Origin of the sequence: Neptunicoccus cionae (assembly GCF_014643735.1) — a bacterium.
In the GTDB taxonomy this organism is placed as follows: domain Bacteria; phylum Pseudomonadota; class Alphaproteobacteria; order Rhodobacterales; family Rhodobacteraceae; genus Amylibacter; species Amylibacter cionae.
Map to the genome: position 1 here is coordinate 283,498 of NZ_BMKA01000004.1, position 26,703 is coordinate 310,200.

A 26,703-nucleotide genomic window follows, 5' to 3' on the forward strand; every position below is an offset into this window, starting at 1 on the left:
TATTGCGTCTGGCGCTATTTCGTTTTGGCAGGAACGGCATCCTTATCCGATCCAATGTCCCAAAACAGACCGGCCATCACCTGCAAGGCGTCACGGCAAACGGGCTTTAAAACATGCTCGTCCGGTGCGTGCTGCGAACAACCGCGATAGCTGTGAGGCACCCAAACCGTGGGCAGGTCCAACACTTCGCTAAAGCTGTCATTCGGCAGGGAGCCTGCCAGATTGGGCAGCACATGGGGTTCCTGCCCAGCGGTGCGGGTAAGGCTGTCCTTGACGTAAGCCACCCAAGGGTGATTGGGATCAAGGCGGGTCGCCGCAAAGAAGCCGCGGTCCTGCGGGGTGATTTGTATATCCTCAAACCCGTTTGCATCCAGATGGCGGCGCAAGGCTGGCAGGATGTCGTCTGTTTCAGTCCCGACCACATAACGCAACTGACAAGTCGCCCGCGCGGTCGCTGAAATCGCGTTCACAGGCGCTTCGGGCACGCCAGAGGACATGGCCAACACTGCAAAACTGTTCCAGCCATAGACTCGCTCCGCAGGGGTCAGGCTTTCCTCGCCCCAGTCCTCATTCACCTCTGGCCCATCGCCTTCGGACACGGGCAGGTCTTTGAGAGCAGCGCGAATATCATCCGTTAAACTGGTCGGGCGCCACTCGGGGATCTGGATCTGGCCGCGACGATCACAAATAGTGGCGAGCGCATGGGACAGGATCATCGCCGGATCGGCCAGCAAGCCGCCCCAGTTACCAGAATGATGCGCCCCTTCGCGCAACTCAAGCGTCAGATCAAAGCCGACTCCGCCCCGTGATCCCATAAACATGGTCGGGCGTTCGGGCTGCAAGCGTGGTCCGTCGGATGCGATCAGGACATCCGCAGACAGACCGTCCTTTTGGGCTTCAAAAAATTCGCGCAGACCGGCGGAACCGGTTTCTTCGCTCATCTCCAGAACGATTTTAGCATTAAAGCCAAGGGATCCGCGTTCGGCCAGCACAGCCTCTATCGCGGCGATGTTGATCAGATGTTGGCCTTTGTTGTCAGCCGTTCCGCGCCCGTACAGCCGCTCGCCTTCTTCTACCAGCTTGAAGGGATGCAACCCCTCGCGCCATTGATCCGTCTGGGCACGGATCACATCGCCGTGGCCGTAGGTCAGAACAGTGGTCAAGGCAGGGTCCTCGATCCGCTCCCCGATCAGCAGCGGACCACCGACGGGATTGGGGTTGGGGAAGATTTCACAAGTGAAACCGGCAGCTTCAAGGCGAGGTTGGATAGCCTCTTCCAGATAAATCCCCAGCTTGGCTTTCTGCTCGGGGTTCTGGCTTTCGGTTTCATGGGAGACCAGATCGGCCAGTTCGGACTGGAAAGTGCCACTGTCGAAGTAGCTGCTGATACGCTCTATTGCTGCGTCACGGGTCATATTTGATCCTCGGATATTGCATCGCCCCACGGCGACATTATTTCGGTACAGCCGGCGTTTTTTCCGTTACGGCGCATCACACCAGCGGTGCAGGCAAATGCGTACGGAAATACGGTGCGGCGTGCGCTGTGGATCGGGTGTTTTTCGGCCAGACCGGCCTGCACATCAGCAGGCAAGCTGTCGTCCACAACCACCGTATCACCGCCCGACACATCAATGCGCGGGTGGTGGAAGGCGTCCGACAGGGACATGCCGTAGTCACTGACGAATGACGATAGCTGTGAGACCGCGCCAACGATCTTGCGTCCGCCCGATGCGCCAAAGGCAAAGCGGGCACCGTCACCGGTTTCCCCCAGAACAGGGCAAACATTCATCAGACAGGGCTTGCCCGCCGCCAGAGAGTTCGGCTTGCCCTGTGTCGGATCAAACCACATAATGCCATTGTTCATCAGGAAACCTGTTGAAGGCGACACAACGCGGCTGCCAAAGATCGACAGCAGGGTTTGGGTCTGGGCAACCATATTGCCGTGCCGGTCCACAACCGAAAAGTGGGTAGTGCATCCGGGGGCTTCGGGGGATTCCCCGTCATGGCCCATTTCGTCCAGCCGCTTGGCATAGGCCGATTTCAACCCGTCCACATAGGCGGCATAGGCCGCGCCATCCGGCGTTGTGCCATTCATGGCAGCAGGGTCGAGGTGACTGAATACCTGCTGGAAGGTGGGACCAGCGGTCAGACCGGGCAGAACGTTGAATTTTGCGCTGCCGTGGCTGAATTGCAGGGGATCATGGAAGGTGGCGTGATAGGCGCGTAGGTCTTCATGGCTAAGGCTGCCGCCTTTGGCTTGAATATCCGCAGCCATCGCCGCGCCGAGCTCTCCGTCATAAAGCTCCCGTGCGCCTTTTTCGGCGATCTGCGCCAGTGACTTTGCCATAGCCGACATATCCAGCCGCTTTTCCGCAATGCTGGTCCAACCCGCGATGGTGGGCCATTGGCCATCTTCCAGAAACAGCGCGGCTGCATCGGAATCTTGGGACAGGGCACGGGTGGTTGAGGCAATTATCAGCGCCGCATACCAGTCCACATAGAGCCCTTCATTGGCCAGATCGACAGCAGGCTGCACCAGATCGCGCCAAGGCATTTTGCCAAACCGTTCGTGGGCTTTGCCGACACCATCGACAAGACCAGGTACGGCGATGGATTTGGCGCCCTGAACATTACGGTCATCAACGACTTTTTCCCATGGGAACAGGTCATCGGCCTTGCCTTCGCCTGATAAAGGATAGTCCGCAATATCGAGGTTTTTGGGGGAGCGCATGCCATAGTTGAGCGTATAGGCGCGCTGTTCGTCAGCACGCCACAACATCATCGCGCCACCACCCGCTGGTCCGGACATCCAAGGTTCGACCACACCAATCGCAAAGGACACGGCTGTGGCCGCATCTACCGCGTCGCCACGCGCGGCAAGCACTTCTGCACCAATCCGTGCAGCGCGGGAGTGTTGCGCCGCAACCACGCCATGTTCTGTTTCGATCACGGTTTTGCGCACGGTCTGGCTGTTTGAAAGATTCGGGATCATCACACGCCCTCCCGCATCAGCGGTGTGCCGGTGTCATGGCCGTTTTCCGTGTCAAACAAATGGCATTCCACATGGCCCTCGGGCGTTGGAACGGGACGCGGCGGCACTGTCGCGCAATGGGTCATTGCCATCGGACAGCGGGGGTGAAAGTGACATCCGCTTGGCGGGGCAATCGGGTTGGGGTATTCCATGCCAAGTTCGGTGTCAGGCACGCCTTTGCCCGCTTCCGGTGTCAGAACCGATTTCAGCAGGGCCTGCGTGTAGGGGTGGCCCGAAGTATCAAACAGCCCCCCGACAGACGACTCCTCCACTATCCGCCCCAGATACATCACAGCCACACGAGTGGCGAGATGTTCAACCACGGCAAGGTCGTGACTGATGAACAGGTAAGTCAGATTAAACTCGGCCCGCAAGTCGTTCAGAAGGTTCAAGATCTGGCTTTGCACCGACACGTCCAGCGCGGAGGTTGGTTCATCGCAAATCACGATTTCAGGCTTCATGATCAAGGCCCGCGCGATCGCAACACGCTGGCGCTGGCCACCGGACATCTGGCTTGGATAGGTGCGCATTACCCGTTGCGGCAGGCCGACAATGTCAAGAATTTCCCGAACTGCCTTATCCTGCGTGTTGCTGTCCCCGATGCTATGCACCCGCAACGGCAAAGAGATAATATCCTCAATGGATTTGCGCGGATTAAGCGAGGAGTAAGGGTCCTGAAAAATCGGCTGGATGCGGCGGGCGAGGGTTCGTCTGTCAGTGGCGCCGATGACCTCTCCGTCTACGCGCACTTCGCCTTTGGTCGGCTCTTCAAGGCCGAGCAGGATTTTGGCGAGCGTGGATTTACCACAGCCAGATTCCCCGACCAGCCCGAGAACCTCGCCCCGTTTCAACGAAATTGAGACATCGTTGATCGCTTTAAGGGGCTTGGGCTTGCCAAACATGCCCTGTTTCACGGTGTAGGTTTTGGAAACGCTCCGCAGTTCCAGCACCGGTTGGGTCGTGTCGGTATTGCTCATACGACGGTCTCCGCTGTTTGATGGCCTGTCTCGTGGACGCAGCGGAAACGGTGGTTCTCCGCAGGCTTTCTATGGGGGATGGCGTTGCGGCAGGCCGCAACAGCATGGTCGCAACGGGTGCGGAAGGGGCAGCCGGTCACACCGCCCACAAGGTTGGGAACGATGCCCGGAATGGTGCCAAGCCGCGCGCCCCGTTCGGTTTTGCCCGGTTGCGGGATGCAGCGCAGCAGACCACGGGTGTAGGGGTGCATCGGCGCGTTGAACACCTGATCGGCTGATCCGGTTTCCACCAACTCGCCCGCATACATCACCGCGACTTTATCCGCGACACGGGCCACAACGCCCAGATCGTGCGTGATCAGGATCATCGCCATGTTCATTTCGCGCCCGAGATCCACCAGCAGACGCAGGATTTGCGCTTGAATGGTCACATCAAGCGCGGTCGTGGGTTCGTCCGCAATGATCAATTCGGGTTCGCACATCAGCGCCATCGCGATCATCACACGCTGGCGTAAACCACCCGAAAGCTGGTGGGGATATTGCGACAGGCGACTCTCGGCGGCGGTGATGCCAACCTTTTCCAACAGCTCGATCGCACGGGCGCGAGCGGCCTCCTTGCCGACATTGCGGTGCAGCAGCAGCGCTTCCATCAACTGGTTGCCAATGGTGAAAGCGGGATTGAGCGAGGTCATCGGCTCCTGAAAGATCATCGCCATGCGATCACCGCGTAAAGCGCGCATTGTCTTGCTGTTGGCTTTGGTGAGGTCGATGCCGTCAAATTCCATCTGGCTGGCGGTGCGTTTGATCCGCCCGCCAAGCAACCCCATCAATGCCAGCGAGGTCAGGGATTTCCCCGATCCGCTTTCCCCGACGATACACAAGGTTTCCCCGCGGTTCAGATCAAAATCAATGCCGCGCACCGCATTCAGAGTGCCCCCACCGACAGGAATGTCGATGGTCAGGTCTTTGACGCGTAAAAGTGGACTGTTCATCAGCTCAACTCCGGTTTTCTGGGGCAGTGACGTCACGCAGACCGTCGCCCATCAGGTTGATTGCCAGAACCAACACAAACAAAACGGCACCCGGTATCAGGACCATCCACGGCTCGAACAGCATCATGTTCTTGCCCTCGGATACCATCAGACCCCAGCTTGGGGTGGGGGGTTGGACACCCAGACCCAGAAACGACAGTGCAGCTTCCAACAGAATGGCGTGGGCCATTTCCAGTGTCATGACAACGATCAGGTTGTTGGCGATGTTCGGCATGATTTCGGACATCAGGATGCGCGGGGTGGAACAGCCAACGGCCTTTGCGGCCGCTACATATTCCCGTCCACGCACCTGCAAAGTGCTGGCGCGCATGACAACCGCGAACCGGTCCCACAGCAGCAGACCCAGCACCACAATCACCACCTGCAACGATCCGCCAAGGATCGCAACGACGGCCAGCGCCACCAGAACCACCGGCATCGCCAGTCGCACGTTGATCAGATAGGTCACAACCGCATCAACTTTGCCGCCGAAGTAACCGGCAGCCACCCCCATCGCAGTCCCGATCACGCCGGAAATAGTGGCAGCTACGACACCGATCATAAGCGAGACTCGGGCGCCGTAGATCAGCCGCGACAGGTAGTCCCGTCCCAGATGGTCGGTGCCAAGGGGATGCTCCCATGTGCCGCCCAGAAATACCGGCGGTTTCATCCGCGCCATCAGGCTTTGGGCGTAGGGGTCATGGGGTGCAAGAAGAGGCGCGAAAATGGCCACAAGCACCAGGATGCCCAGCACCACGACACCGATCATCAGACCTTGGTGGCCGAAAATCCGTTTGCGCAGCATTTGTCCGGGCGTGGGGCCGACAATGGCCTCCAGCATGGGGTCGGACGTCATGTTTGTTGTTGCGTCGCTCATATCAACCGGCCCTCATACGCGGATCAAGCCAAGCGTTAAGAACGTCCGACAAGAATGTGAAAACGATATAGAAAAGGGAAAACACAAGGATCAGCGCCTGCACGGTTGGCAGATCGTTCCGCGCGATGCTTTCCCACGCCAGATACCCCGCACCGTGAAGCGCAAAGATGCTTTCTACCACGATGGAACCCCCCAGCATAAAGCCCATTTGCACAGCCGCGAGGCTGACCACCGGAATGATCGCATTGCGCAGCGCGTGTTTGAACAGAACGGTAAACTCGCTCGCGCCTTTGGCCCGTGCTGTGCGGATATACTCAGAGGACAGAACCTCCAGCATACCGGCACGAGTCAGACGCATAATCGCTGGCATCGCGTAATAGCCAAGCACAATGGTCGGCATAATAAAGTGGCGCCAAGTCGCTGTACCGGACGGCGGCAACCACCCAAGCTGGATGGAAAAAACCACAATCAGGATCAGGCCGAACCAGAAAGACGGCATCGCCTGACCGGCAACCGACAAAAACAGCGCGATGCGGTCAATGATAGAGTTGGGGCGGATCGCAGCCGCAACACCCAGAGGCACCGCTGTCAGCAGTGCAAACGAAATCCCGCACAACCCCAGCAGCATGGTCACTTGCAGACGTTCCGCAATCAAGCTCGATACGGGCAGTTTGAAGTAATAGCTTTCGCCCAGATCCCCAACCAGAGCAGAGGACAACCAGTCCCAGTATTGGACCAACATAGGACGGTCAAAACCATAGAGAACCCGGATCGCTTCGACGTCCTGGTCCGATGCTGTCTCGCCTGCCAGTGCAGCTGCGGGATCACCGGACAGGAACATCAGCGAAAAACTGATGAATGACACGGTGAACGCAACCAGAACGGCAAGGCCCAAGCGTTTCAAGATAAAGTTCAGCACTGGCGTGAATACCTCTTTGCTAAGTGCGGGAAAGGGGCCCGTTGCGCCAAAGGTCAAGGAACCGCGCAGGGGGCAATAAAAAAACGGGCGAAGGCCATGACAGCCTCCGCCCGATATTCAGGATGGATTAGTTCCAGCTCATTGTAGTGAAGCGCAGAACCTCATCCGGTGTCGGTGTGTAGTCGATCTCTTTGGTGTACACGTAGTTCGTGTTGTAAGAGAACATCGGCACCCAATAGGCTTGGTCTGCAATCTTCTTTAACGCTTTGGAGTAGTTTTCCTTGCGCACTTCTGGATCAGTGGCACTGTCCGCAGTGTTCAGCCAGTCGCGGATTTCCTCGTCGCGTGCATCATCGAGCGAGCCGAACTTGAAGAACTGGCTGGTGATCGCGGACGTGTCGTTGATCGAATAGGAACCCCAAGTCTGGAACGATACCGGCGTCCCTTCCTTCATGCGCAATTCACGCAGTGCGGAATATTGCAGCATGTTGAAGTTGGTGTCGATTCCAACCGCATTCAGGAAAGAGGAGATCGCTTCAGCATAATCGCGGTCGCGGTATGCGTAGAAGTCGGTGGAAAATCCGTCCGGATAACCCGCTTCGGCCAGCAGAGCCTTGGCTTTTTCAGGGTCGTATTCATAGCTTGTCAAATCCTGTTCACACCCGAACTGGCTGGGGAAACACGCGGAGGAGACAACTTTACTTTTACCCTTCAACAGCGCACCAACCAGTGCTTCGCGGTCAATGGCGTGTGCCACGGCCTGACGCACCTTCAGCTTGGTAAACGGGTTATCGTCGCCTGTGCGGCCAGCCGCGTCCAGTGTCAGATAACCGATCCGCATGGTGCTTTCATTAGCCACTGTAAACTGCTCCATTGTAGAGAGTTTTTCAGCTTGGTCCGCAGGTGTTTGCCAGATCAGATCCAAAGAACCGGAGAACAGTTCGGCAATTTGTGTGTTCACATCAGGGATCGTACGGATGTCAACTTTTGCGATTTCCGGCTGGCCTTTGGGGCTGTCGTGATAGTTCTCGTTCTTTTCCAGAACAAAGTGAGAGCCCGGTACAACCTTGGTTACTTTGTAGGGGCCAGTGCCAACAGGTTCGAGACCCATGCCCGATGGGCCAGCTTCAGCGTAATATTCATTCGGATACATGGATACCGGACCGGACAGAAATTCAATCGCTGCTGGGAAAGCTTCCTTAAGGTGGATGCGGACGGTGTAATCGTCGATTTTCTCGGCCGATTTCATCCAGTTCACGTTGCGCTGTGTTTTAACGCCGTTCTTTTCATCAGCGACAAAGTTTACGGTGTAAACAACGTCATCCGCGTTGAACGCTTCGCCGTTGTGGAACGTCACGCCTTCACGCAGTTTGAATTCCAGCGTTGTATCGTCAATCCACTCCCAGGATGTGGCGAGGTTCCCTTTATATTCGTTTGTGGCCGGATCACGATAGATCAGGCCGTCCCAGATAGCCCGTTGAAGAACAACGCCCTCGCGGGAGGAGTTAAAGTAGCTATCTACGTTTTCCAGCTCTTTGGTGAAGGCTGCGTTCAGAACGCCGTCTGCCTTATTTGCGTGTGCCGCGCCAGCGGCGATCATCGCAGCGGCAGCCGCAGCCATTCCCAATGCTTTAGCTTTGAAAGTCATTTTGTTTCCCTTGTTGACTTGCCAGGTGCCCCCGGCTTCGTTGTTGCCATATTATATTATAATATGTAGCATCGAATTGTAATTAAACGTATCAACGGGTTTAACGAGTCGTCAAGAACAAAACATTCCGGTAAAGACTGATCTTTAAGGTCATCGACCTAACGTTTGCGACTTGGGAGGGGTAACAACGGTGAATTTCGAAACAAAACCAAAGCAGAATACGCTTTTTGTGGCCTCTCTTGCAAAAGGTCTAAGTCTTATGAAGGCGTTTGACGAGAACCACACTGAAATGTCGCTCCCTGAACTGGCGGAACGCACAGGGTTGGAAAAAAGTGCAGTGCAGCGGTTGGCCAATACGCTGCACCTTGAGGGGATGTTGGAAAAAGACCCCCACACGCGGCGATTCAGGCCATCACATGCGTTTCTAAACTTCGCGTATTCCTACCTTTGGTCCGACCCGCTGATCCCTGTGGCGATGCCTAAACTGATCGACCTGTCGCAGGAACTGGGGGAAACGATCAATCTGGCCGAGATGTCAGGGGACCACATCATATATGTCAGTCGTCTGCCCTGTAAGCGGACCTACTTTGCAGCCACGGTAATCGGTCGTCGGCTTCCGGTTCTAAGTACCTCTTCGGGACGGGCCATGCTTGGGACCCATCCAGATGAGGTGCGCCAACAGGCGGTTGCAGACTGGACCTTGCGGCGCCTTACCCCCAGCACGACACTAGACCGCGAGGAAATTGCCCGCAGCGTTGAAAAAGCCCGCATCGATGGTTTTGCTATATCGCGTAACCAAATGATCCTGAACGAAATTGGTGTTGCCGCCCCCATTTGCGGCCCTTCCGGTGTGGCCTATGCCGCGATACAATGTTCGGTTTCTTCGTTCCAGTGGAGCGAGGATGAAATACAAAAGAAGATCGTGCCGCTCCTGCTTGATACTGCGAATGCAATGGGACCAGCACTGCGCCACTGAGCGCCGAGGTTTTCCTTGATCCCCGATCCCCAAGGACGTTAGCCTTGGGTGCGCCGTGAATTCGGCCAACAAGTTTTTTGTTTACGTGTGTTGAAAATGACCAAAGTAATTATCCACGTTGGATCCCATAAAACGGGAACAACCCTGTTGCAATCTGTGCTGGCGGATAACCGTGCGGCGCTGAAAGAGCGGGGTGTGTACTATCCCGAAACCTACCGCTTCATCGGAAAAAAGCGCAGTACCGCGATCAGTACGAATGCCCATTTCGAGGTGCCAAAATCGCTGGGTATATACGGGGCGCAAGACCGCGAAGAATTGGCCGGGTTTCGTCAACATCTGTTAGAAATACGGCAGGAATATTCAAAAATTATCCTGAGTGCAGAGACATTCTACAGGATGCTTCCGAACAAGACGAACCTAAGTACGGCGGAGCGCTCGGCTGCCACAAATATCCGTGGACTGCGTTCAATTATATTTGCACGACTTGCAGAGCTGCTCGACGGTTTTGATGCAGAAATACTGGTCTACTTCAGACGTCCTGACAGTTTTGCGGAATCCATGTACACCGAAGGGATCGTGAACGGAAAATCCACACGCAGCTTTGAGGAATTCCAGAATTTCCAAAAATTCCGCTTTGACTATGGCGCGCAAATCGCGACTTTCAAACAGTTTTTTCCAGTGCGTCATTTTGTATATGAAAACAGGGCCAAGGGTGGCTTGATCGGCAATATGTTTTCGGATCTTGGCATCGGCGCGGTGTTTCAACAGGACGCAGTGATGGAGCGCCGATCTGTTCCAAAACCGGCAACGCTGTGGTTGCGGCGCTTTAAGAAGCTACCGAAGTTTACCAAACGAGCGTTCAATCAGCGGAAATTGTTCGCCTATTTGCCAGAACATCGGAGGTTTTTTGGGGACGATACGACCTATGGGTTCTGGCGCACGCCCAAGGAACGGGACGCTTTTACAGCAGAGGCGCTTCGATATGCGCCCGAGTTGGATTTTCCGGCTGCGCCGTCTACGGTGCCCGAAGTATGTGAATGGTCACAAGACGACCATGCCAAAGCCGAAGCCGCATTTCGTGACTGGCGCGAAAGAGAGCAAGACTGGATCAAGCAACGCCGGAAAAACCGGATTAAACCGTTTATGATCGATCGAGACCCCGGCGAGTGACCCTGATCAAAGTTCCGAATGCCAAGGCGGGTTGGCGCCTGCGCGGGATACAACGATGCCAGCAACACGGGCGCCGAGTGCAAGCGCTTTTTCCAGTGTGTCTTTTGACAGCGATGCGATTGCCTGCTTGTTCAATGCGCCGGATTGGGCCAGTGACGCCAACACGCCCGCGTTGAACGTGTCGCCCGCGCCCACGGTGTCTGCGACCTCTACTTTTTGGGCCGGAACGCTGACTTGCGCACCGCCTCTCAAGAAACCGCATGCCCCTTCGCTGCCTTTTGTCAGAATCACTAATTGCGGTCCTGACGACAAAAGCTCGGTAGCTTTTTCCTCGTATGATCGTGCGCCCACAATAAGCCAGCCCAGATCTTCATCGGAGATTTTCACTATGTCGGCCATCGCGATCATCCGCTTTAACCGTGCACGGTAAGCTGTTTCATCCGTTATGAAATTTTCCCTGATGTTCGGGTCTATCATGACAACGCGCCCATCCCCTTGGGAGGTCAGGAGCGTTTCGTAGGTTTGGGCGCAAGGCATGGAGGCAAGGCTGATGCCGCCAAAGAACAGCGCGTTGACCGTGTCAGGCAGTTGTGGCAGGTTCTCTGGTGCGATCATCCGTCCGGCGGAATTTTCGTCGTAGAAATCGTATTTTGCCTGACCGTCCTGCAATTTCACAAACGCCAGTGTGGTCGGGCGATCCGATACAATCGCGTGGGCGGTGTCTACGTTGCTATCCGCCAAGGCGCGTTGCAATTGTGCTCCGAACAGATCTGTGGACAAACCGGTCAGCAGGCCGGAGTCCATTCCAAGTCGGCCCAATGCCACGGAGGTGTTGAAGACCGCGCCGCCCGTGTGGGCGACGAAACCGTCTACTCCGTTAAGGGTCGGTTTGGGGATCATGTCGATCAGGGCTTCACCGCAACACAGGATCATGAGTTCAGATAACCTTCGAGAGTGTCCTCCAGACCTTTGGTCTGAATTTTTTCGAACCACTGCGTAAATGCATCTGCAAAGCGTTGGTTCTGACCGAGATCGCCGTAGTATTGCGACATCTCTAGCCAGCGCATTGGTGCGTCCGCGGCCTCTTGTGCGGTTTGCGTCAGGTCTTCCCAATGGGGATCGTTCGGCGCGATTGTACTGCCGTCCTCTCGGTGGCCCTGACAGTACCGCGCCCAGATTGCCGAGACGAGGGCGAGCCCCTCAACTGGAGCACCGCTTTGGAGCCCGTCACGGATGGAGGGGATGATAAAGCCGGGTTGGCGGCTTGAGCCGTCAAAGGCGACACGACGGGTCGTGTCAAAGATCTCGCTGTTAGAGAAGCGAGCGGTGATCAGATCAAGATAGGCCAGCGGCGTGATGTTTGGAACAGGGGCGATGTGGGGGACAATTTCTTCGGTTTCGACCTTGCGCATCAGCGCATTCAGCTGCGGATGCGCCATAGCTTGCGCGACGGTTTCCAACCCCAAAAGGTCACCAGCCCCTGCGATGATCTGATGCCCGCCGTTCAACATGCGGATTTTCATCGTCTCATAAAGATCGACATCGTTGACCAGAACTGCGCCCGCGTCATCCCATGAAGGACGGCCTGCGCAGAAGTTGTCTTCAATCACCCACTGGCGGAAATTTTCGTGCGTTACCGGAGCATTATCAGCGACACCAAAAGCAGCAGCCAGCGCAATTTCTTTTGGACCGGTGGCAGGCACAATGCAATCCACCATTGAATCAGGAAAGCTGCAGTTTTGATCAATCCAAGCAGCAAGATCAGGATCGGACAGCCGCGCGAGAGACGTCAACGTCTGATGCAACACGGTGCCGTTGCCTTGCAGGTTGTCGCAACTCATGCAGGTGAACGGGCCCGTGCCGGATTCGCGGCGCAGACGCAGCGCTGCAATCATCGCGCCAAATGCGGTGCGGGGTTCGGCAGGATTTTCGGCGTCGTGCCGGATTTCGGGGTGGCCAGCGTCGAAACCACCGGTCGCGGCGTCGAGGTAATATCCGCCTTCTGTGACAGTCAAAGACACAATGCGGATTTCGGGACGGGCCATACATGTGATTAGTGCCTGATTGGTTGGCTCTACCGGCAGATAATCTATCATGGCACCGCAGATTTCGGCGGAAGTGCCAGAAGGATCAAGCTCTATCAGAGTTGTCAGGCAGTTTTGTGCCAGCAGTTTTTCCCGCTGCAACGCATCCGAAGGTCGCACGCCTGCACCGACGATGGCCCAGTCATGGTTTTTGCCCGCATCAAACAGCCGGTGCGTGTACCATGCCTGATGGGCACGGTGAAAATTTCCCAGTCCAATATGCACCATCCCGGCGGTTAGGTTGGCGCGGTCGTACTTGGGCGTGCGGATGTCACTGGCCAATTGACCAAGAGAACTGTCGGACAGGGGTACAAGCGGTTTCATTTTTGTATGCCTTGCTTTCGGGTGGCCATAGGGCGACCCCGGGCCGCTCTCGCGTCCCGTCGTGTCTTGGAAATCCATTTGGTTATTCCACGCGCAGCCCGGAGGCATCAAAGCGGTGAATCTGATCGGCGCGCGGGGTAAGGTGAATGGTGTCGCCATATTTGAAGCCGACTTCGCCGGTTGCCCGCACGGTGATGGTTTCACCCAGCCCTGTCCCATGCACGTGGAAGAAGGTGTCCGAACCGAGGTGTTCTGCGACCGCGACCGTACCTTGCCACTGCCCGCCGCTGTCCGCTACGTCGATGTGCTCTGGGCGGATGCCGATGGTGTGGGCATTGTGCTTGGCGGCTTCAGAGCCTTCGATCAGGTTCATTTTCGGAGACCCGATGAAGCCTGCCACAAAGCTGTTGCGCGGCTTGTGGTAAAGTTCCAACGGGCTGCCAACCTGTTCGATATGACCTGCGCGTAGCACCACGATCTTATCGGCCATTGTCATGGCTTCTACCTGATCGTGGGTCACATAAATCATCGTTGTTTCAAGGCGTTTGTGCAGCTCGCTGATTTCCAGCCGCATGCCAACCCGCAGGGCGGCATCAAGGTTGGACAGCGGTTCGTCGAACAAGAAGGCTTCGGGTTCGCGAACGATGGCACGTCCTATGGCAACACGCTGGCGTTGGCCACCTGAGAGTTGACCGGGACGACGCTCCAAGTAGTCGGTCAGGTTCAGCGCAGCGGCTGCCTGTTCGATCCGACGGTCCTGTTCAGCTTTATCGACACCTGCCATTCGCATTGGAAAGGCGATGTTCTTGCGCACGCTCATATGCGGATAAAGCGCGTAAGACTGGAACACCATCGCCAGACCGCGTTTGGCGGGGGGCACGTGGGTAGCGTCCTGTCCGTCAATTTTCAGAGTACCAGAGGACATGTCCTCCAGCCCTGCAATCAAGCGCAGCAGCGTAGACTTACCGCAGCCGGATGGTCCGACGAAGACTGTGAACTCTCCGTTTTCAATCGTCAGATCGAGCGGCGGGATGACTTCGACATCGCCGAAGGTCTTGCTCACTTTTTCGAGTGTAATCTGTCCCATGTGTAACTTCCTTATTTAACTGCGCCGAAGGTCAGGCCACGGACAAGCTGTTTCTGGCTGAACCAGCCGAGGATCAAAATCGGTGCAATCGCCATTGTCGAAGCCGCCGAGAGTTTGGCGTAGAACAACCCTTCAGGGCTGGAATAGCTCGCGATGAACGCGGTGAGCGGGGCCGCTTTGGCGGCGGTGAGGTTGAGGGTCCAGAAGGCCTCGTTCCAAGCTAGGATGAAGTTCAGCAGCAAGGTTGATGCGATACCGGGAACGGCCATCGGAGTGAGGACATAAAGAATTTCCGATTTCAGAGTCGCCCCATCCATCCGCGCCGCTTCAAGGATTTCACCTGGAATTTCGCGGAAGTAGGTATAAAGCATCCAGACAATGATCGGCAGGTTGATAAGCATGATCACGACTGTCAGACCGATGCGGCTGTCCAGAAGGCCCATTTTGATGAAGATAAGGTAGATCGGGTAAAGTACCCCAACCGCCGGAAGCATCTTTGTGGACAACATCCACAACAGGATGTCTTTGGTGCGGCGTGATGGAACAAAGGCCATCGACCAAGCCGCAGGGATCGCGATGATCAGGCCGAGCAGTGTAGAGCCGCCGGCGATGAAAATCGAGTTCCACAAGAAGCGGGCATAGTTGGACCGCTCCAGAACCACTTCGTAGTTTTCCAGTGTCCAGTTGAAAGCCAGGAAGACCGGTGGATCGGCGATGGCCGTGGCTTCGGTTTTGAAACTGGTCAGGATTGTCCAGAGGATCGGGAAGAAGATCAGGAACCCGATCGACCAAGCGGCGATGGTGTTAACGAGCTTGCGTTGTGTTGTGACGCTGCGAGCCATGTTCAGTTCCTCCTCAGGCGTCCAGGTTCTTGCCAACGATGCGCATCAGGAAGACTGCCATGATGTTCGCAAGGATGACGGCATAGATGCCACCGGCAGAGCCAAGTCCGATGTTCTGGCTTTCCAGTACGCGTTGATAAATCAGATAGGTCAGTGTGCGGGTGCCAAAGCTGCCTTGGGTGGTCACAAAGATTTCAGCAAAGATCGACAGCAGGAAAATGGTCTGGATCAGCACGACAATTGTGATCGCTCGGGACAGGTGGGGCAGGGTGATATAGCCAAAGCGCGACAGGGGCGGGGCGCCGTCCATTTCGGCGGCTTCCAGTTGTTCACTGTCCAGCGACTGGATCGCGGTCAGCAGGATCAGGGTCGCAAAAGGCAGCCATTGCCAAGACACGATCATCACGATAGAGCCGAGCGACGCCTGACTGAGCCATTCTACAGGCGTCAGCCCGAAAGCCTGCCACAGATGGGCAAACAGACCGTTCACAGGGTCCATAAACATGTTCTTCCAGACCAGCGCGGTAACGGTCGGCATCACAAAGAAGGGTGCGATAACCAGAATGCGCACGATACCCTGTCCCCACATAGGCTGGTCCAGAAGGATCGCCAGCAGGACACCGAAGACAACGGTGATAAAGAGGACGCCGAGCACGATAATCAGGGTGGCGGCAACCGAAGGCCAGAAGGCGCTGGAGGTGACAAATCGGATGTAGTTGTCAAATCCTACCCATCCAAGATCCCCACCTCGCATCGGCAGGTATTTCTTGAAAGAGAAAAACAACGTCATTGTCAGGGGCACGAGCATCCAGCCTAGAAGCAGTATTACTGCTGGGGCCATCATCATGCGGGCAGCGGATCGGGAATGTTGGGTCGCCATGACATATCTCCTCGCGCAGAAAGGGGCGCGGCTGTTTGCACGGGTTCCGTGCAGTTGTTCTTGTCTGTCAGGAAAGGATATAACACAGCCCGGGGTCCTGGTGTCCCGGGGATCGCCCCCGGGCTGTGCAAAGGATTAGTAGCCTGCAGCTTCCATTTCTTCAGCGGTTAGGGCTTGGGCTTTTTCAAGCGCCTCTTGCACGGACTGCTGGCCTGCCAGCGCTGCCGAGAATTCCTGACCAACCTGAGTTGCGATACCGGCAAATTCGGGAATGGCAACAAACTGCACACCTGTGTAGGGAACCGGATCAACAGTCGGGTTCGTCGGGTCAGCAGAATTGATGGAGTTCAGTGTCATCTCTGCGAAAGGAACCTTCTTGTATTCCTCGTTTTCATAGAGGGATGTCCGCGTGCCCGGAGGTACGTTTGCCCAACCTTCGCTTTCAGCAACAAGGGCGGTGTATTCCTTGGATGTGGCCCAAGCGACGAATTTCTTGGCTTCGTCTGTTGCATCGGAACCGGCAGGGATCGCCAGCGACCATGCCCAGAGCCAGTTGCCCCGTTTGCCAAGACCGTTGTCCGGTGCCAGCGCAAAGCCGACGTGTTCGGCCACGGTGGAATCTGTCGGGTTTGTCACGAACGACGCAGCAACTGTCGCGTCAATCCACATGCCGCATTTGCCTTGCTGGAACAGGGACAGGTTTTCGTTGAAACCGTTTGTAGAAGCACCCGGAGGACCGTAGTTGTTCATCAGGTCCATGTAAGTGTTCAGCGTTGCGGCCCATTCTTCGGTGTCGAACTGGGGCTTCCAGTCTTCGTCAAACCAACGTGCGCCATAGCTGTTTGCCATTGCAGAGAGGAACGCCATGTTCTCGCCCCAGCCTGCTTTACCGCGCAGACAGATGCCGTAGATGCCTTTTTCCTTGTCGGTCATGGCTTCGGCAGCTTTGGCGATTTCGTCCCATGTTGGCGCTTCGGGCATTTCCATGCCAGCATTTGCCATCAGGTCTTTGCGATACATCACCATAGAGCTCTCACCGTAGAACGGTGCGGCGTAGAGGTTGCCGTCTACTGTCAGGCCACCGCGGATTGCGGGCAGAATATCGTCTTTGTCCCACTCAGCAGGCAGGTCATCCAAAGATACCAGCCAGTCTTGTGCACCCCAGATTGGGACTTCGTAAGTGCCGATGGTCATCACGTCAAACTGGCCGCCCTTGGCCGCGATGTCCTGCGTGACGCGCTGGCGCAAAACGTTCTCTTCCAGTGTCACCCATTCCAGTTTGATGTCAGGGTTTTTCGACGTGAAGTCTTCGGTCAGACCCTGCATGCGGATCATGTCGCCGTTGTTCACTGTCGCGATGGTAATAGTAGTTTCCGCAAACGCGGCATTGGCTGCTAGTATGGCAGCAATGCTTGTTAGGCGTAGTGGCATAGTCAAATTCATCCCTAGTCCTCCCTTGGTGAATCAGATGCTGGGATGACCTTAGAATGTATCTTGTCGCGGTGTCAATTAAAAATTAACGCGCGTAAAGTTATCGGTTAGGCAGATGACCGCATAATCAAACGGCCCTCGTACAAAGTGTCCTGACGTTGCTTTGTCGCGCGCCCGTGCTCGATCAGGTTTACCAGCGCATCGACACTGCGCTCCGTGATAGCTTCATAGTCTTGCGAGATCGTTGTCAGTGACGGACAGGTATATCGGGCGAAAGGATGATCGTCGTGGCCGGCGATCCGTAAGCTGCAATCGGGTGCAATACCAACCTTTATGTCTAATTCATAAGCGGCGGCCATAAGGCCGATGGCAAGCCTGTCATTGCTGCAAAGGATTGTCCGGCTTGGCAAATCGTCCTTTCCAAGTAGTTTCAAACCGCCCTTGTATCCGATCTCCTCAAATTCCCAATCGTTGCCGTCAACGCGGATCACGTGGGGGGTATGACCCAGTTCTTCCATCGCCTGAGTATAGGCTGCGCGCCGCTTGTTGGCGTTTGGATTGACTGGAGGCATCTCGAAGAAACAGGGCGGCTCTCCGGTGCGGCAGAGATATTCGACCATCAAAGGCACTGACTGAAAGTTGTTGGAGCCGATAAACGTCGCGCCGATTCCCTCAAGATTGCTATCGACCAGAACTGTCGGAATCTCCCTGCAGAAAGCCTCCAGTTTATTTTTGTGGGAAACTCGACCGATCGGCGCCATTAAAACACCCGCAGGGCGCATGGATCGCAATATTTCGAGGATCTCGACCTCGTGGTCGGGGCTGCCGTGGGAACTGAAGGTAGACGGAGAGAAACCCGCTTCGATACAGCATCGCTCCAGTTTACGGGCAACTTCGGAAAAGAACGGGTCAGCCACGTAAGGCACGACAATGCCGATGTTCTTCGTGATCCGCCGGTTTTGGTTGACGGCGTATAGATTGGGGCGAAAGTCATATTGCTCCAGCGCCGCCTCTATTTTTTGACGGGTGGAGGCACGCACGCTGGTCGGTTCGTTAAAGTATTTAGAGACTGTCGGACGGGACACGCCGCATTTCGCGGAGAATTCTTCCATGTTCCGAATTTTCTGACCAACCATTGGGCGTCCTTGATAAAGCTTCTCTGCCGCAAATAGAAATTTTCCGCGCGCAAAGTTATACTGTGTTACAATTGGGCTGCGGTCAACAGAGCAGGTTAGTTAATACGATAACCCGGACGGGAAAGCCGAAACACCCGCTCCCGTGAGGCGGGAAAAATCAACCAACGGTAGTTACTTTACGAAAGTGGCATCCGTCGCTCTATGATTCGCGACAGGATGCTGGCCCCAACGGGCAGGATGTCGTCATCAAGCGTATAGGCGGGGTTGTGAACAGAGACGGTCCCGCTGTGTCCAAGCGTGCAATACGCCCCCGGCACCACCTTCAGCATATCGGCAAAATCCTCGCTACCGGTGCGCAACTGGTCCGACCGCTCTATCATATCGGTCCCGACCACTTCGGCGGCGGCATCCAGCATTTCTTCGGATAGGTCGGCATCATTCATCAGAACATCGAATACGTTCCAGATTTTGACGTAGATCTCAATGCCGTGGGCTTTTGCCAGACCGGTGCAGATTTCATTGATGCGCAGCTCCACCAGTTCGCGCACGTCGTCGTGGAAGTATCGCAAAGTACCTGTCAGTGTGGCCGAAGCTGGCACCACGTTGTAGGCGTTCCCTGAATTAAAAGTAGTCACCGAAAGAACTGCCGGTTTGGTTGGGGCGACGTTACGGCTTACAATGGATTGAAGTTCTCCAACCAGAGACGCGGCGATCACAATCGTGTCCCGTCCGGCTTGGGGCATGGCGGCATGGCTGCCAATTCCGTTTACGGTAATATCGAAAAAGCACGCCCCCGCCATAGCCGCACCGGGTTTCACGCTGACATGGTTGGGCTTGCCGTTGGGATTGTTGTGCATCCCGTAGATTTCGTCGCAAGGAAACTTCTCAAACAGACCATCTGCAATCATAGTGCGCGCACCGCCAAGACCCTCTTCGGCGGGCTGGAAAACCAGCACGGCTGTGCCGTCGAAATCTCGTGTTTGGGACAGGTATTTTGCAGCCCCCAGAAGCATCGTAGTGTGGCTGTCATGGCCACAGGCATGCATCAGTCCCGGCGTTTTAGAGGCGTAGGGCAGATTGGTTGTTTCATGGATTGGCAGGGCATCCATATCCGCCCGCAGCCCGATGCGTTTGGGGCCTGTTCCCTTGCCGTGGATCAAGCCGACAACCCCTGTTGTGGCAAGACCGCTGTGGACCTCATCCACGCCGTATTCCTTTAACAAACCCTGCACAATGCCACTGGTGCGGTGTTCCTGAAAACCGAGTTCGGGGTGTGCATGAAGATCGCGCCGGATTTCGGTAAGGGTCTCTGCGTGGTCGGCAATCTGGGGCAATACAGGCATGGTCTGGTCCTAAATCTCTGCGGGTTTGCAGCACTTTAGGCTGCGCACCGCAGGTTGACCAGAGATTAGCTGACCGGAGTTGCCTCCTTGCGTTTTTCGATCTGGTGTTCGTCCTCAATCAGTCCGATTTTCCAGTAGCCAGCGATATAAGCGTCTGCTTTTGGCAGCTTGCGATCCAAAAGGATGTACTGTCGCAGGGCGCGGATCATACTGCTTTCCCCTGCGATGCAAACTTGCAAACGCTCCTTTGGCCAAGGGAGCTGACGCACCAGTTTGTCCACCTGACCATCCGGTTTGGACGGGGTGGGATTTACCAGCCAATGGGCTGTGACACCTGCAGGCATCGTAAGGGTTTGCCGGTCATCGGGATGGGTGATCTCAAAGATTGCAGTGCCTTTGGCCGTGTCCGGCATAGCCTCCAGTGTTGCAGCGGCCAGTGGAAGAGCAGAAAGATCAGCCACCACCAAGTAGTGTTCGGCCTCAAAGGATTTGACTTTAACCATACCGGGTCCTGCAAAACCGCAATACGCACCAACCTGTGCTGCCCTTGCCCATGCAGAGGCCGGACCAGCGTCTCCGTGATCAACGAAATCGATGTCCATTTCGCAGGCAGCCTGCCGTTGATGGCGGACTGTATAGGTGCGCACATCCGGACGCGGGCCTTCGTTCAATTGCTTGCGAAAGGCTGCTATGTCCTGACCCGGTTCGGGAAGGAACAGTTTGCAATTTGCCCCCTCACATCCATCGGCGATCTCCCCGATCTCGGGGCTGCTGAATGTCACGCGGATCATATGGGCCGAAACCCGACGAACGGCGGAAACGGTAAAAAGGCGGGGCGGACGTTTGCTACGGGCTGGTTCTTTCATGGTATCTTCCTGTCATGTCGTGGGTGGGAAAATACCTGCCTGTTGAAATGGATTGTATCACGGTATCTTGAAAGGTTCGAGCGTAAAGGCACCTCGCCGGATCAGGTTTTGCTGTCGATCGCCTCCGCTTCAGCGTTCTTGCGCATAAAATAGACAAAAGACACCACCGACAGCACCAGTAAAGCGACTGCAACGGGGCTTTTGAACATCTGCGTCAGGTCTCCGTTCGTCAAAGCCAGCGATTGCGCGATGGATTTTTCAAAACGGGGTCCAAGGAAAAACGCGATGATGAAGATGACCAGTGAATAGCCGAAGGTGGACATCAGATAGCCGACAATGGCGAAGATCAGCATGATGGCTACGCCGAACAATCCGCTGGTAGCCATGGAAACCCCGACGATGCACAACAACAAAGCTGCGGAAAAGATGATGGACTCCGGTGCCGACACCACTTTGGTCCAGAAGCGCAGCCCCAATTGTCCCACCCAAAGGTTCACAAAATTCGCCATCAGCATCGCGCCAAACAGCCCATAGACCAGACGACCCTGTTGTTCAAACAACAGCGGGCCGGGCTGCATTCCGTGGATCATAAAGGCCGAAATGATCAGCGCCGCACCCACACTGCCCGGAATACCGAGTGTCAGCAGCGGGATAAGGTTTGCTCCGACCACGGCAGAGTTTGCGGATTCAGATGCTGCGATCCCTTGCAGATTGCCCTTGCCAAAGCTTGACGGGTCTTTTGATCCGGCTTTGGTCATGGCGTAGGACATGAAGGCCGCCGCCGTGGATCCGATACCGGGTAGGGCGCCTAGGATTGTTCCAATCGTTGCACCGCGCAGCATCGTATAACGGCAGGCCCAGTATTCTGCCCAACTGACACGGCGGTCTTCCGGCCTGTTGGAACCGTCGGTGATAATACCCGATTTCACGTTACCATGGGCCAGCGACATACGGCGCAGGATTTCGGAAATGGCGAGCATCCCGATCGCGACCGAGGGCAGGGGCAGCCCGTCGAACAGATCCCAATACCCGAAAATCAGGCGCGGAGTGTAATGCTCGGGGTCTTGTCCGACCGAGGCCACCAGCAGGCCAAGTGCGGCCGCGATCATGCCTTTGATCAGGGAGTTTCCGATTAGTCCTGCCAAAATGGAAAAAGCGAAGATCATTAGCGCGACAACCTCAATCGGGCCCATTTTCAGCGCCATAATCGCCAGCGGGGCAGACACAGTAATCAGAACAATATCGCTGAATAGATCCCCCGTAACGGACGAAAACAGCGCCATTTTTGTCGCCTTCAGCGGCTTTCCCCTTTTGGCCAGCGGATGCCCGTCCAGCGCCGTGGCGGCCGCATCGGGTGTGCCGGGCGTATTCATCAGGATTGCAGGCACCGCACCGCCAACCAGCCCGCCTTTGTTCACGCCCACAAGAAAGGCAATCGCGGGCAGTGGATCCAACCCGAAGGTAAAGGGGATCGCGATGGCCATGGCCATGATCGGCCCGATCCCTGGCACCGCGCCGACGAACTGGCCAAGCAGTACCCCAAACAACACGAACATCAGGTTGAACGGGGTAAACGCGTCACCAAAACCGGCGGTTATTGTTGCTAAATCCACCATAGAGCGGTCCTTTAAGGCAATGCGCGGCCTAGCGCTTGGGTCACGAGAAACCAGATCAGTGCTGGCATTCCGACGGCTCCGAAGGCCAACCAGAAGGGGCGGCGTTCACCGATGAACCACATGATGGCAAAGGCAAGGACCGGTGCGACATACTCAAAACCGAACCGTGACATGGCATAGAGCCCCGCGATCAGAAGCAGGCTGTAAAACCCCGTCCGCGCGATATTTCGAAGATCGCCTACTTCGTGGTGCGTCGGTTTCACCACCAAAAGTCCGCCGCACAGCGCAATGATCACAGAGATAATATTGGGCACGGTTTTGGGGTTCAAACTGCCCCCTTCCACCGTCTCGATATAGGCGGGGTTGACCACGAAATACATCGCGAGCCCGAGCAACAAAAAGAAAATACCGGAAATGCGGTCCGCTGACACTACGTGATCCCCCCTTGGATGCCCCCCGCTGGATTGCCAGCAGGGGGCGTTCAGTTTTACTTGCCAAACAGGACTTTGGCGTTGGCCAGACCGTCTACCATCATTTGCTTGGTGCCTTCGACGCCCATGTTGATCGGATCGCCTTTCACCGCATTGCGCACGATTTCTGCAAATTCGGGCGCTTTAATCGCCTCGTCTATGGCCGCTGAAATCGCCTTGATGGCCTCTGGATCAGTGCCGCCGGTCATCGCAAGGAAGAACACCGGATCAACATAGGCTGGCACACCGGATTCAGTGAAGGTTTTCACATCCGGCGCATAGCTCAGACGGGATTGGTTCGCACCGGCAATGACCTTCATGTCACCGGACTCAAGGTAGGGGTATTGCTCACCCGAGCCGAAACCCGCCAGAACCTGTCCGCCAAGAATCAGCTTCATCACTTCAGCCCCGCCGTCGGCTGTCACTAGGTTAAAGCTCGCGCCGGTTTTGGCTTCGGTCTGCTTCATCACCAGGACCTGCGGTGGCGCCATTGTGGCGACTGCCAGCGTGCCTTGTTCTTTGGCGTGTGCGACCATTTCTTCCAGCGTATCAAAGGGTGCGTCCTTGCTGGCCACAAGCGCCAGTTCGGCCTTGGCGACAGTGCCAAGGTAATCAAAACTGTCGATATCAAACGGCAGTTGGTCGCCGCGATTTACCAGTTGAACCAGCACAGGGATGCTGACCCCCATCCCGACGATATTCCGGTTTGGCGGCATCTGGGACAGGCCGGTAAACATGGCCACGCCCCCCCCGCCCGGTTTGTTTTCAACGACGACATTCCAGCCGGTATTGTCCTTCATCACCTTGCCCAGCACGCGCCCCATTGTATCGGTAGAGCCCCCCGCGCCAAAGCCGATCTGAATGGTAAGCGGGCCGTCCGGTGCCCAATCCTCTGCGAGAACCGGCGCTGAAAAGGCCATAAGAGCGGATGCGCCGAGCGCAAAAATTTTGGATTTCAGGTTCACTTGTTATCCTCCCGTAAAGTGAAATTCTTGTTAATATGTTAAGCATCTTTTGCAAGGGCGTTCAATGCAGGAAATTCGGACGACGCCTAATGTTCCCCTCCCAAGCGAATTAACCCCCTAATTATGCTTAATAATTTTCGGACACGCAAACTGCTTTGGTATCATTGTGTCAGCTAAACACATTAAAGAATGGAACAACAGGGGCGTATTTCGGCGTAGCGCGTGTTAGATGGAGGGCAGCAAGAGATTGGGATGTTCTGCTGCCAGTTGCGCGCCGATAGTCTGCGCTGTCGCGTGCAGGCGGCCCAAATGTTGCGCGACCACCGTGTCTGTGTCGTAGTCTTCAGCGAGCCACACTAAGCTGAGGGCGCCAACCGCATTTGGGCCGAATCGGATTGCAACGCTGATGGCCGTGGGCACGCCCCCATAATCCACCGCACGTCCCCAATATCCCTTCTCGCGCACAGCAAATTCCGTCGCCTTTATGTCTGCTAATTTGGTTGGGAACTCCAAGGCCGCTGCCCGGTCTGATCCTGTAAGCGTGGCTGACAGTTTAGTGATACATTTGCTGCGGCTTTCGTCTTCCAAAGTTGCCAGGAACACGCATCCGAGCGCAGAGCGGAACGGGGAGGGGCGATAGCCGATACAATCGGGAAAAATGCCATGAACCGAAAACTGGCGGGTTGTGTCGACAATCTCCAGTCGCCCGTCACCGATGGACGCAGCCAGATCAACTCCCAGACCAGTCTTTACGGACAATTCCACGATGGGGCCGCTGCCTACTTCAACCAACGCATCAATCAGAACTGGCGCGGTTTCCATTCGTGGGAAACGTGGACCCATCCGGTAGCGTCTGTCATTTCTGCTTTGGGACAGCCACCTGCGTGCAACCAGTGTGGCGCAAATCCGCAGCACTGTGGGTTTGGGCAAACCGGTCTGTGCGGCTAGAAATGCCAGCGAAGACACGCCGGTTTCCGATACGACTTCCAGAATTTCCATACTGCGCTCTACGGAGCGATTTGTCTTCGTCATTTGCGTTCCACCTAGTGAAACGCAGTCTCGACTAAATTTATCGGGGTGTCTAGGTAGTCACATAAGAATCACCGCGTCTAGCACATTTGCGAGATTGGTGATGATCATGGAGGAGAACAATCGGATGGTGCAAAACCTGCTTTCCCGATCCATCAACGGTGCGAGTTTGGCGCTATCTGCGCTTATCGTTTCTGTTGTGTTTTACGTTTCGGTTTTTGGTGTCTTTAACGAATCTTACCTGCGGGTGGGGATGTTGCTGCTGGCGGGGCTGCTGGTCTTGCTGTTTCACATCAACGAGAGCCTGAAATTCTCGGACCGACTGGTTGCGGTGGTGACGGCAGGTTTCCTCGCGGTTGCGGTCTGGCAATATTTCAAAGCTGCCGCCGAGATTGAGACAGGGCTGTACTTTCTGACAAATGCGGACATCTGGCTTGGCTGGTTGGGGCTGATCGCTGTGATCGAACTGACCCGCCGGTCTGTCGGGATGGTGATGGCCAGTGTGGCAGCGATTGTTTTGCTTTACGGTGCGCTTGGACAATATGCACCCGGTTTTATGCGTCATGCGGGGATCACATCCGAAGAATTGATACAGGTCCTGTGGTATTCTTTTGACGGCGTGTTCGGGCGTCCTATGGCGACGGTGGTTTCGACCATTCTGATTTTTATCATATTCGGCGCGGTGCTGGAGTTTCTGACCATCGATCAGGTGCTGGTGAAGTTGGCTCTTGCCGCAACGGGGCGGGTGCGCTCCGGGCCGGCGGCAGCGGCCACTGTGGCAAGCGGGCTGTTCGGGACAATTTCGGGTAGTGCTGTGGCCAATGTAGTGGGCACCGGTGTCATCACCATTCCCCTTATCAAGAAACGCGGCTTTAAAGCCCATTTCGCCGGCGCGGTAGAGGCTGCGGCCTCAAGCGGCGGTCAGATCACGCCACCGATTATGGGGGCTGTGGCCTTCATTATGGCGGATGTGACCGGCCAGCCCTACCTGACGATCTGCGCGGCTGCGACGGTTCCGGCGATCCTGTATTATGCGGGACTGTTCATGTCGATTTCCAGCGCCGCGCGGGATATGGATCTGGACGTTGCGCCCCCTGAGAAAGTTCAGTTCAGCTGGCGCGAAGTTGCGCAGATCATTGTTTTCATGCTGTCCCTCACAGCGATTGTTGTGGCGATGGTGGGCGGCGCGTCCCCGGCATACTCCGGCTTTATCGGCGTTGCCTTTGCGGTCGTGCTCGGCTTTGCGCTGCGCCCTAATTTGTTGGTGGATCTGAAATCATGGCTCCGGTTTATCCGGTCTGCGGGGATGATCTCGGCGCAGTTAGTTGTCATTGTGGGCGCAGTTGGCATCATTATCGGAATTCTGAACCTAACCGGTGTTGGCCTGCGGTTCGCGTCTCTTGTGGCAAGCTATGCTGAAGGGCAGCTTATGGTCTCGTTGCTTTTGATGGCGCTGGCCTGTCTGTTTCTCGGGATGGGGATGCCCACGGTTCCGGCTTATCTGATCATCGTTCTGGTGATGGGTCCGGCGCTGCAACGTCTTGGTGTGCCGATCATTCACACCCACATGTTCGTGCTATACTTCGGGGTGTTGTCCGCCGTGACCCCGCCTGTCGCTCTGGCTGCATTTGCAGCGGCGCCTATCGCGCGCTCCGGTGCCATGCGCACAGCGGTTGAGGCATCACGGCTGGCGTTGCCGGGGTTCGTGATCCCGTTCGCCTTTATTTACCAACCCGCGATGCTGCTTGGAACCGGCTACAGCCTGTCGGACTCCGCACAGTCCATCCTGTTTGTCGGCTTTGCCGTCCTGCTGATCTCGCGCGCCTGCTATCCGGCGCGGGGCAAGAAACGCTACGCGCCAATCGGGCTCGCCATAGCGGTGGCGCTCTTGTTCTTTGGGCCGACTGTGTCCTGGATCGCTGTCGCGGCGGGTGTCGCGCTGTTGTCCGCTTCACGGTTCGGCGCTGTACCAATGCCTGAAAATTCACACACCTGAGGAGG

Annotated in this window: 23 protein-coding genes; 3 read left to right on the plus strand and 20 right to left on the minus strand. The window is 56.0% G+C overall.

Going from position 1 to position 26,703, the window contains the following annotated elements; translation table 11 throughout:
• Positions 1-14: 14 nt before the first annotated feature.
• The 7 genes from IEX10_RS15290 to IEX10_RS15320 form a co-directional block, all read right to left on the minus strand.
• Positions 15-1,415 (minus strand): M20 family metallopeptidase, encoded by a 1,401-nt coding sequence (locus IEX10_RS15290; RefSeq protein ID WP_188677189.1) that lies wholly within the window; start codon positions 1,413-1,415, stop codon positions 15-17.
• Positions 1,412-2,992 (minus strand): gamma-glutamyltransferase, encoded by a 1,581-nt coding sequence (locus tag IEX10_RS15295; RefSeq protein ID WP_229678578.1) that lies wholly within the window; start codon positions 2,990-2,992, stop codon positions 1,412-1,414. Before IEX10_RS15295 ends, IEX10_RS15290 begins: the two co-directional genes overlap by 4 nt.
• Positions 2,992-4,008 carry an ABC transporter ATP-binding protein gene (locus IEX10_RS15300; protein WP_188677191.1) on the minus strand — a complete coding sequence of 339 codons (1,017 nt, stop codon included), beginning with the start codon at positions 4,006-4,008 and terminating at the stop codon, positions 2,992-2,994. The genes IEX10_RS15295 and IEX10_RS15300 overlap by 1 nt, the downstream gene beginning before the upstream one ends.
• Positions 4,005-5,000: an ABC transporter ATP-binding protein gene (locus tag IEX10_RS15305; protein ID WP_188677194.1), complete on the minus strand. Its 996-nt coding sequence runs from the start codon at positions 4,998-5,000 to the stop codon at positions 4,005-4,007. Before IEX10_RS15305 ends, IEX10_RS15300 begins: the two co-directional genes overlap by 4 nt.
• 4 nt (positions 5,001-5,004) lie before the next feature.
• Positions 5,005-5,916, minus strand: coding sequence for an ABC transporter permease (locus tag IEX10_RS15310; RefSeq protein ID WP_188677197.1), 912 nt, complete (start codon positions 5,914-5,916; stop codon positions 5,005-5,007).
• 1 nt (position 5,917) lies between these two features.
• Complete coding sequence (locus IEX10_RS15315; protein ID WP_188677200.1) at positions 5,918-6,835, minus strand: ABC transporter permease; 918 nt, start codon at positions 6,833-6,835, stop codon at positions 5,918-5,920.
• 127 nt (positions 6,836-6,962) lie between these two features.
• Complete coding sequence (locus IEX10_RS15320) at positions 6,963-8,456, minus strand: ABC transporter substrate-binding protein (RefSeq protein ID WP_188677395.1); 1,494 nt, start codon at positions 8,454-8,456, stop codon at positions 6,963-6,965.
• Between the two features lie 217 nt (positions 8,457-8,673).
• Here IEX10_RS15320 and IEX10_RS15325 point away from each other — a divergent pair, with 217 nt between their 5' ends.
• Complete coding sequence (locus IEX10_RS15325; protein ID WP_229678579.1) at positions 8,674-9,459, plus strand: IclR family transcriptional regulator; 786 nt, start codon at positions 8,674-8,676, stop codon at positions 9,457-9,459.
• Between the two features lie 96 nt (positions 9,460-9,555).
• The gene (locus IEX10_RS15330) at positions 9,556-10,629 is read left to right on the plus strand and encodes a hypothetical protein (protein WP_188677204.1); all 1,074 of its coding nucleotides are present in this window, start codon (positions 9,556-9,558) and stop codon (positions 10,627-10,629) included.
• A gap of 6 nt (positions 10,630-10,635) precedes the next feature.
• On the opposite strand, the gene IEX10_RS15335 is transcribed toward IEX10_RS15330, so the two are convergent.
• The 13 genes from IEX10_RS15335 to IEX10_RS15395 form a co-directional block, all read right to left on the minus strand.
• A complete protein-coding gene (locus tag IEX10_RS15335; RefSeq protein WP_188677207.1) occupies positions 10,636-11,562 on the minus strand; it encodes a carbohydrate kinase family protein in 927 nt (308 codons plus the stop codon).
• The gene (locus IEX10_RS15340; RefSeq protein WP_188677210.1) at positions 11,559-13,037 is read right to left on the minus strand and encodes a mannitol dehydrogenase family protein; all 1,479 of its coding nucleotides are present in this window, start codon (positions 13,035-13,037) and stop codon (positions 11,559-11,561) included. The genes IEX10_RS15335 and IEX10_RS15340 overlap by 4 nt, the downstream gene beginning before the upstream one ends.
• An 82-nt stretch (positions 13,038-13,119) precedes the next feature.
• A complete protein-coding gene (locus IEX10_RS15345) occupies positions 13,120-14,124 on the minus strand; it encodes an ABC transporter ATP-binding protein (protein WP_188677213.1) in 1,005 nt (334 codons plus the stop codon).
• 11 nt (positions 14,125-14,135) lie between these two features.
• Positions 14,136-14,966 carry a carbohydrate ABC transporter permease gene (locus IEX10_RS15350; RefSeq protein WP_188677216.1) on the minus strand — a complete coding sequence of 277 codons (831 nt, stop codon included), beginning with the start codon at positions 14,964-14,966 and terminating at the stop codon, positions 14,136-14,138.
• A gap of 13 nt (positions 14,967-14,979) precedes the next feature.
• Positions 14,980-15,846, minus strand: a complete 867-nt coding sequence (locus IEX10_RS15355; RefSeq protein ID WP_188677221.1) for a carbohydrate ABC transporter permease — start codon at positions 15,844-15,846, stop codon at positions 14,980-14,982.
• Positions 15,847-15,981: 135 nt separating this feature from the next.
• Positions 15,982-17,277: an ABC transporter substrate-binding protein gene (locus IEX10_RS15360; protein WP_229678580.1), complete on the minus strand. Its 1,296-nt coding sequence runs from the start codon at positions 17,275-17,277 to the stop codon at positions 15,982-15,984.
• Positions 17,278-17,384: 107 nt separating this feature from the next.
• Positions 17,385-18,413, minus strand: coding sequence for a LacI family DNA-binding transcriptional regulator (locus IEX10_RS15365; protein ID WP_188677227.1), 1,029 nt, complete (start codon positions 18,411-18,413; stop codon positions 17,385-17,387).
• 176 nt (positions 18,414-18,589) lie between these two features.
• The gene (locus IEX10_RS15370; RefSeq protein WP_188677230.1) at positions 18,590-19,756 is read right to left on the minus strand and encodes a M20 aminoacylase family protein; all 1,167 of its coding nucleotides are present in this window, start codon (positions 19,754-19,756) and stop codon (positions 18,590-18,592) included.
• 65 nt (positions 19,757-19,821) lie between these two features.
• Positions 19,822-20,622 carry a siderophore-interacting protein gene (locus IEX10_RS15375; protein ID WP_188677234.1) on the minus strand — a complete coding sequence of 267 codons (801 nt, stop codon included), beginning with the start codon at positions 20,620-20,622 and terminating at the stop codon, positions 19,822-19,824.
• A gap of 101 nt (positions 20,623-20,723) precedes the next feature.
• Positions 20,724-22,238, minus strand: coding sequence for a tripartite tricarboxylate transporter permease (locus IEX10_RS15380; RefSeq protein WP_188677237.1), 1,515 nt, complete (start codon positions 22,236-22,238; stop codon positions 20,724-20,726).
• A gap of 11 nt (positions 22,239-22,249) precedes the next feature.
• A complete protein-coding gene (locus IEX10_RS15385; RefSeq protein WP_188677241.1) occupies positions 22,250-22,669 on the minus strand; it encodes a tripartite tricarboxylate transporter TctB family protein in 420 nt (139 codons plus the stop codon).
• A 56-nt stretch (positions 22,670-22,725) separates the two neighbouring features.
• Positions 22,726-23,673, minus strand: coding sequence for a Bug family tripartite tricarboxylate transporter substrate binding protein (locus tag IEX10_RS15390; RefSeq protein WP_188677244.1), 948 nt, complete (start codon positions 23,671-23,673; stop codon positions 22,726-22,728).
• A 225-nt stretch (positions 23,674-23,898) separates the two neighbouring features.
• Positions 23,899-24,705: an IclR family transcriptional regulator gene (locus IEX10_RS15395; protein WP_188677246.1), complete on the minus strand. Its 807-nt coding sequence runs from the start codon at positions 24,703-24,705 to the stop codon at positions 23,899-23,901.
• A 106-nt stretch (positions 24,706-24,811) separates the two neighbouring features.
• Between IEX10_RS15395 and IEX10_RS15400 the strand changes: the two genes are divergently transcribed.
• Positions 24,812-26,698 carry a TRAP transporter permease gene (locus IEX10_RS15400; RefSeq protein WP_229678581.1) on the plus strand — a complete coding sequence of 629 codons (1,887 nt, stop codon included), beginning with the start codon at positions 24,812-24,814 and terminating at the stop codon, positions 26,696-26,698.
• The last annotated feature ends 5 nt before the right edge of the window (positions 26,699-26,703 follow it).

Excerpts from the sequence above, each read along its gene's own strand:
- IEX10_RS15290 (WP_188677189.1), bottom strand. The coding sequence starts at position 1,415 with ATGACCCGTGACGCAGCAATAGAGCGTATCAGCAGCTACTTCGACAGT.
- IEX10_RS15295 (WP_229678578.1), bottom strand. The coding sequence starts at position 2,992 with ATGATCCCGAATCTTTCAAACAGCCAGACCGTGCGCAAAACCGTGATC.
- IEX10_RS15300 (WP_188677191.1), bottom strand. The coding sequence starts at position 4,008 with ATGAGCAATACCGACACGACCCAACCGGTGCTGGAACTGCGGAGCGTT.
- IEX10_RS15305 (WP_188677194.1), bottom strand. The coding sequence starts at position 5,000 with ATGAACAGTCCACTTTTACGCGTCAAAGACCTGACCATCGACATTCCT.
- IEX10_RS15310 (WP_188677197.1), bottom strand. The coding sequence starts at position 5,916 with ATGAGCGACGCAACAACAAACATGACGTCCGACCCCATGCTGGAGGCC.
- IEX10_RS15320 (WP_188677395.1), bottom strand. The coding sequence starts at position 8,456 with ATGGCTGCGGCTGCCGCTGCGATGATCGCCGCTGGCGCGGCACACGCA.
- IEX10_RS15330 (WP_188677204.1), top strand. The coding sequence starts at position 9,556 with ATGACCAAAGTAATTATCCACGTTGGATCCCATAAAACGGGAACAACC.
- IEX10_RS15335 (WP_188677207.1), bottom strand. The coding sequence starts at position 11,562 with ATGATCCTGTGTTGCGGTGAAGCCCTGATCGACATGATCCCCAAACCG.
- IEX10_RS15340 (WP_188677210.1), bottom strand. The coding sequence starts at position 13,037 with ATGAAACCGCTTGTACCCCTGTCCGACAGTTCTCTTGGTCAATTGGCC.
- IEX10_RS15345 (WP_188677213.1), bottom strand. The coding sequence starts at position 14,124 with ATGGGACAGATTACACTCGAAAAAGTGAGCAAGACCTTCGGCGATGTC.
- IEX10_RS15350 (WP_188677216.1), bottom strand. The coding sequence starts at position 14,966 with ATGGCTCGCAGCGTCACAACACAACGCAAGCTCGTTAACACCATCGCC.
- IEX10_RS15355 (WP_188677221.1), bottom strand. The coding sequence starts at position 15,846 with ATGGCGACCCAACATTCCCGATCCGCTGCCCGCATGATGATGGCCCCA.
- IEX10_RS15360 (WP_229678580.1), bottom strand. The coding sequence starts at position 17,277 with ATGCCACTACGCCTAACAAGCATTGCTGCCATACTAGCAGCCAATGCC.
- IEX10_RS15365 (WP_188677227.1), bottom strand. The coding sequence starts at position 18,413 with ATGGTTGGTCAGAAAATTCGGAACATGGAAGAATTCTCCGCGAAATGC.
- IEX10_RS15370 (WP_188677230.1), bottom strand. The coding sequence starts at position 19,756 with ATGCCTGTATTGCCCCAGATTGCCGACCACGCAGAGACCCTTACCGAA.
- IEX10_RS15375 (WP_188677234.1), bottom strand. The coding sequence starts at position 20,622 with ATGAAAGAACCAGCCCGTAGCAAACGTCCGCCCCGCCTTTTTACCGTT.
- IEX10_RS15380 (WP_188677237.1), bottom strand. The coding sequence starts at position 22,238 with ATGGTGGATTTAGCAACAATAACCGCCGGTTTTGGTGACGCGTTTACC.
- IEX10_RS15395 (WP_188677246.1), bottom strand. The coding sequence starts at position 24,705 with ATGACGAAGACAAATCGCTCCGTAGAGCGCAGTATGGAAATTCTGGAA.
- IEX10_RS15400 (WP_229678581.1), top strand. The coding sequence starts at position 24,812 with ATGGAGGAGAACAATCGGATGGTGCAAAACCTGCTTTCCCGATCCATC.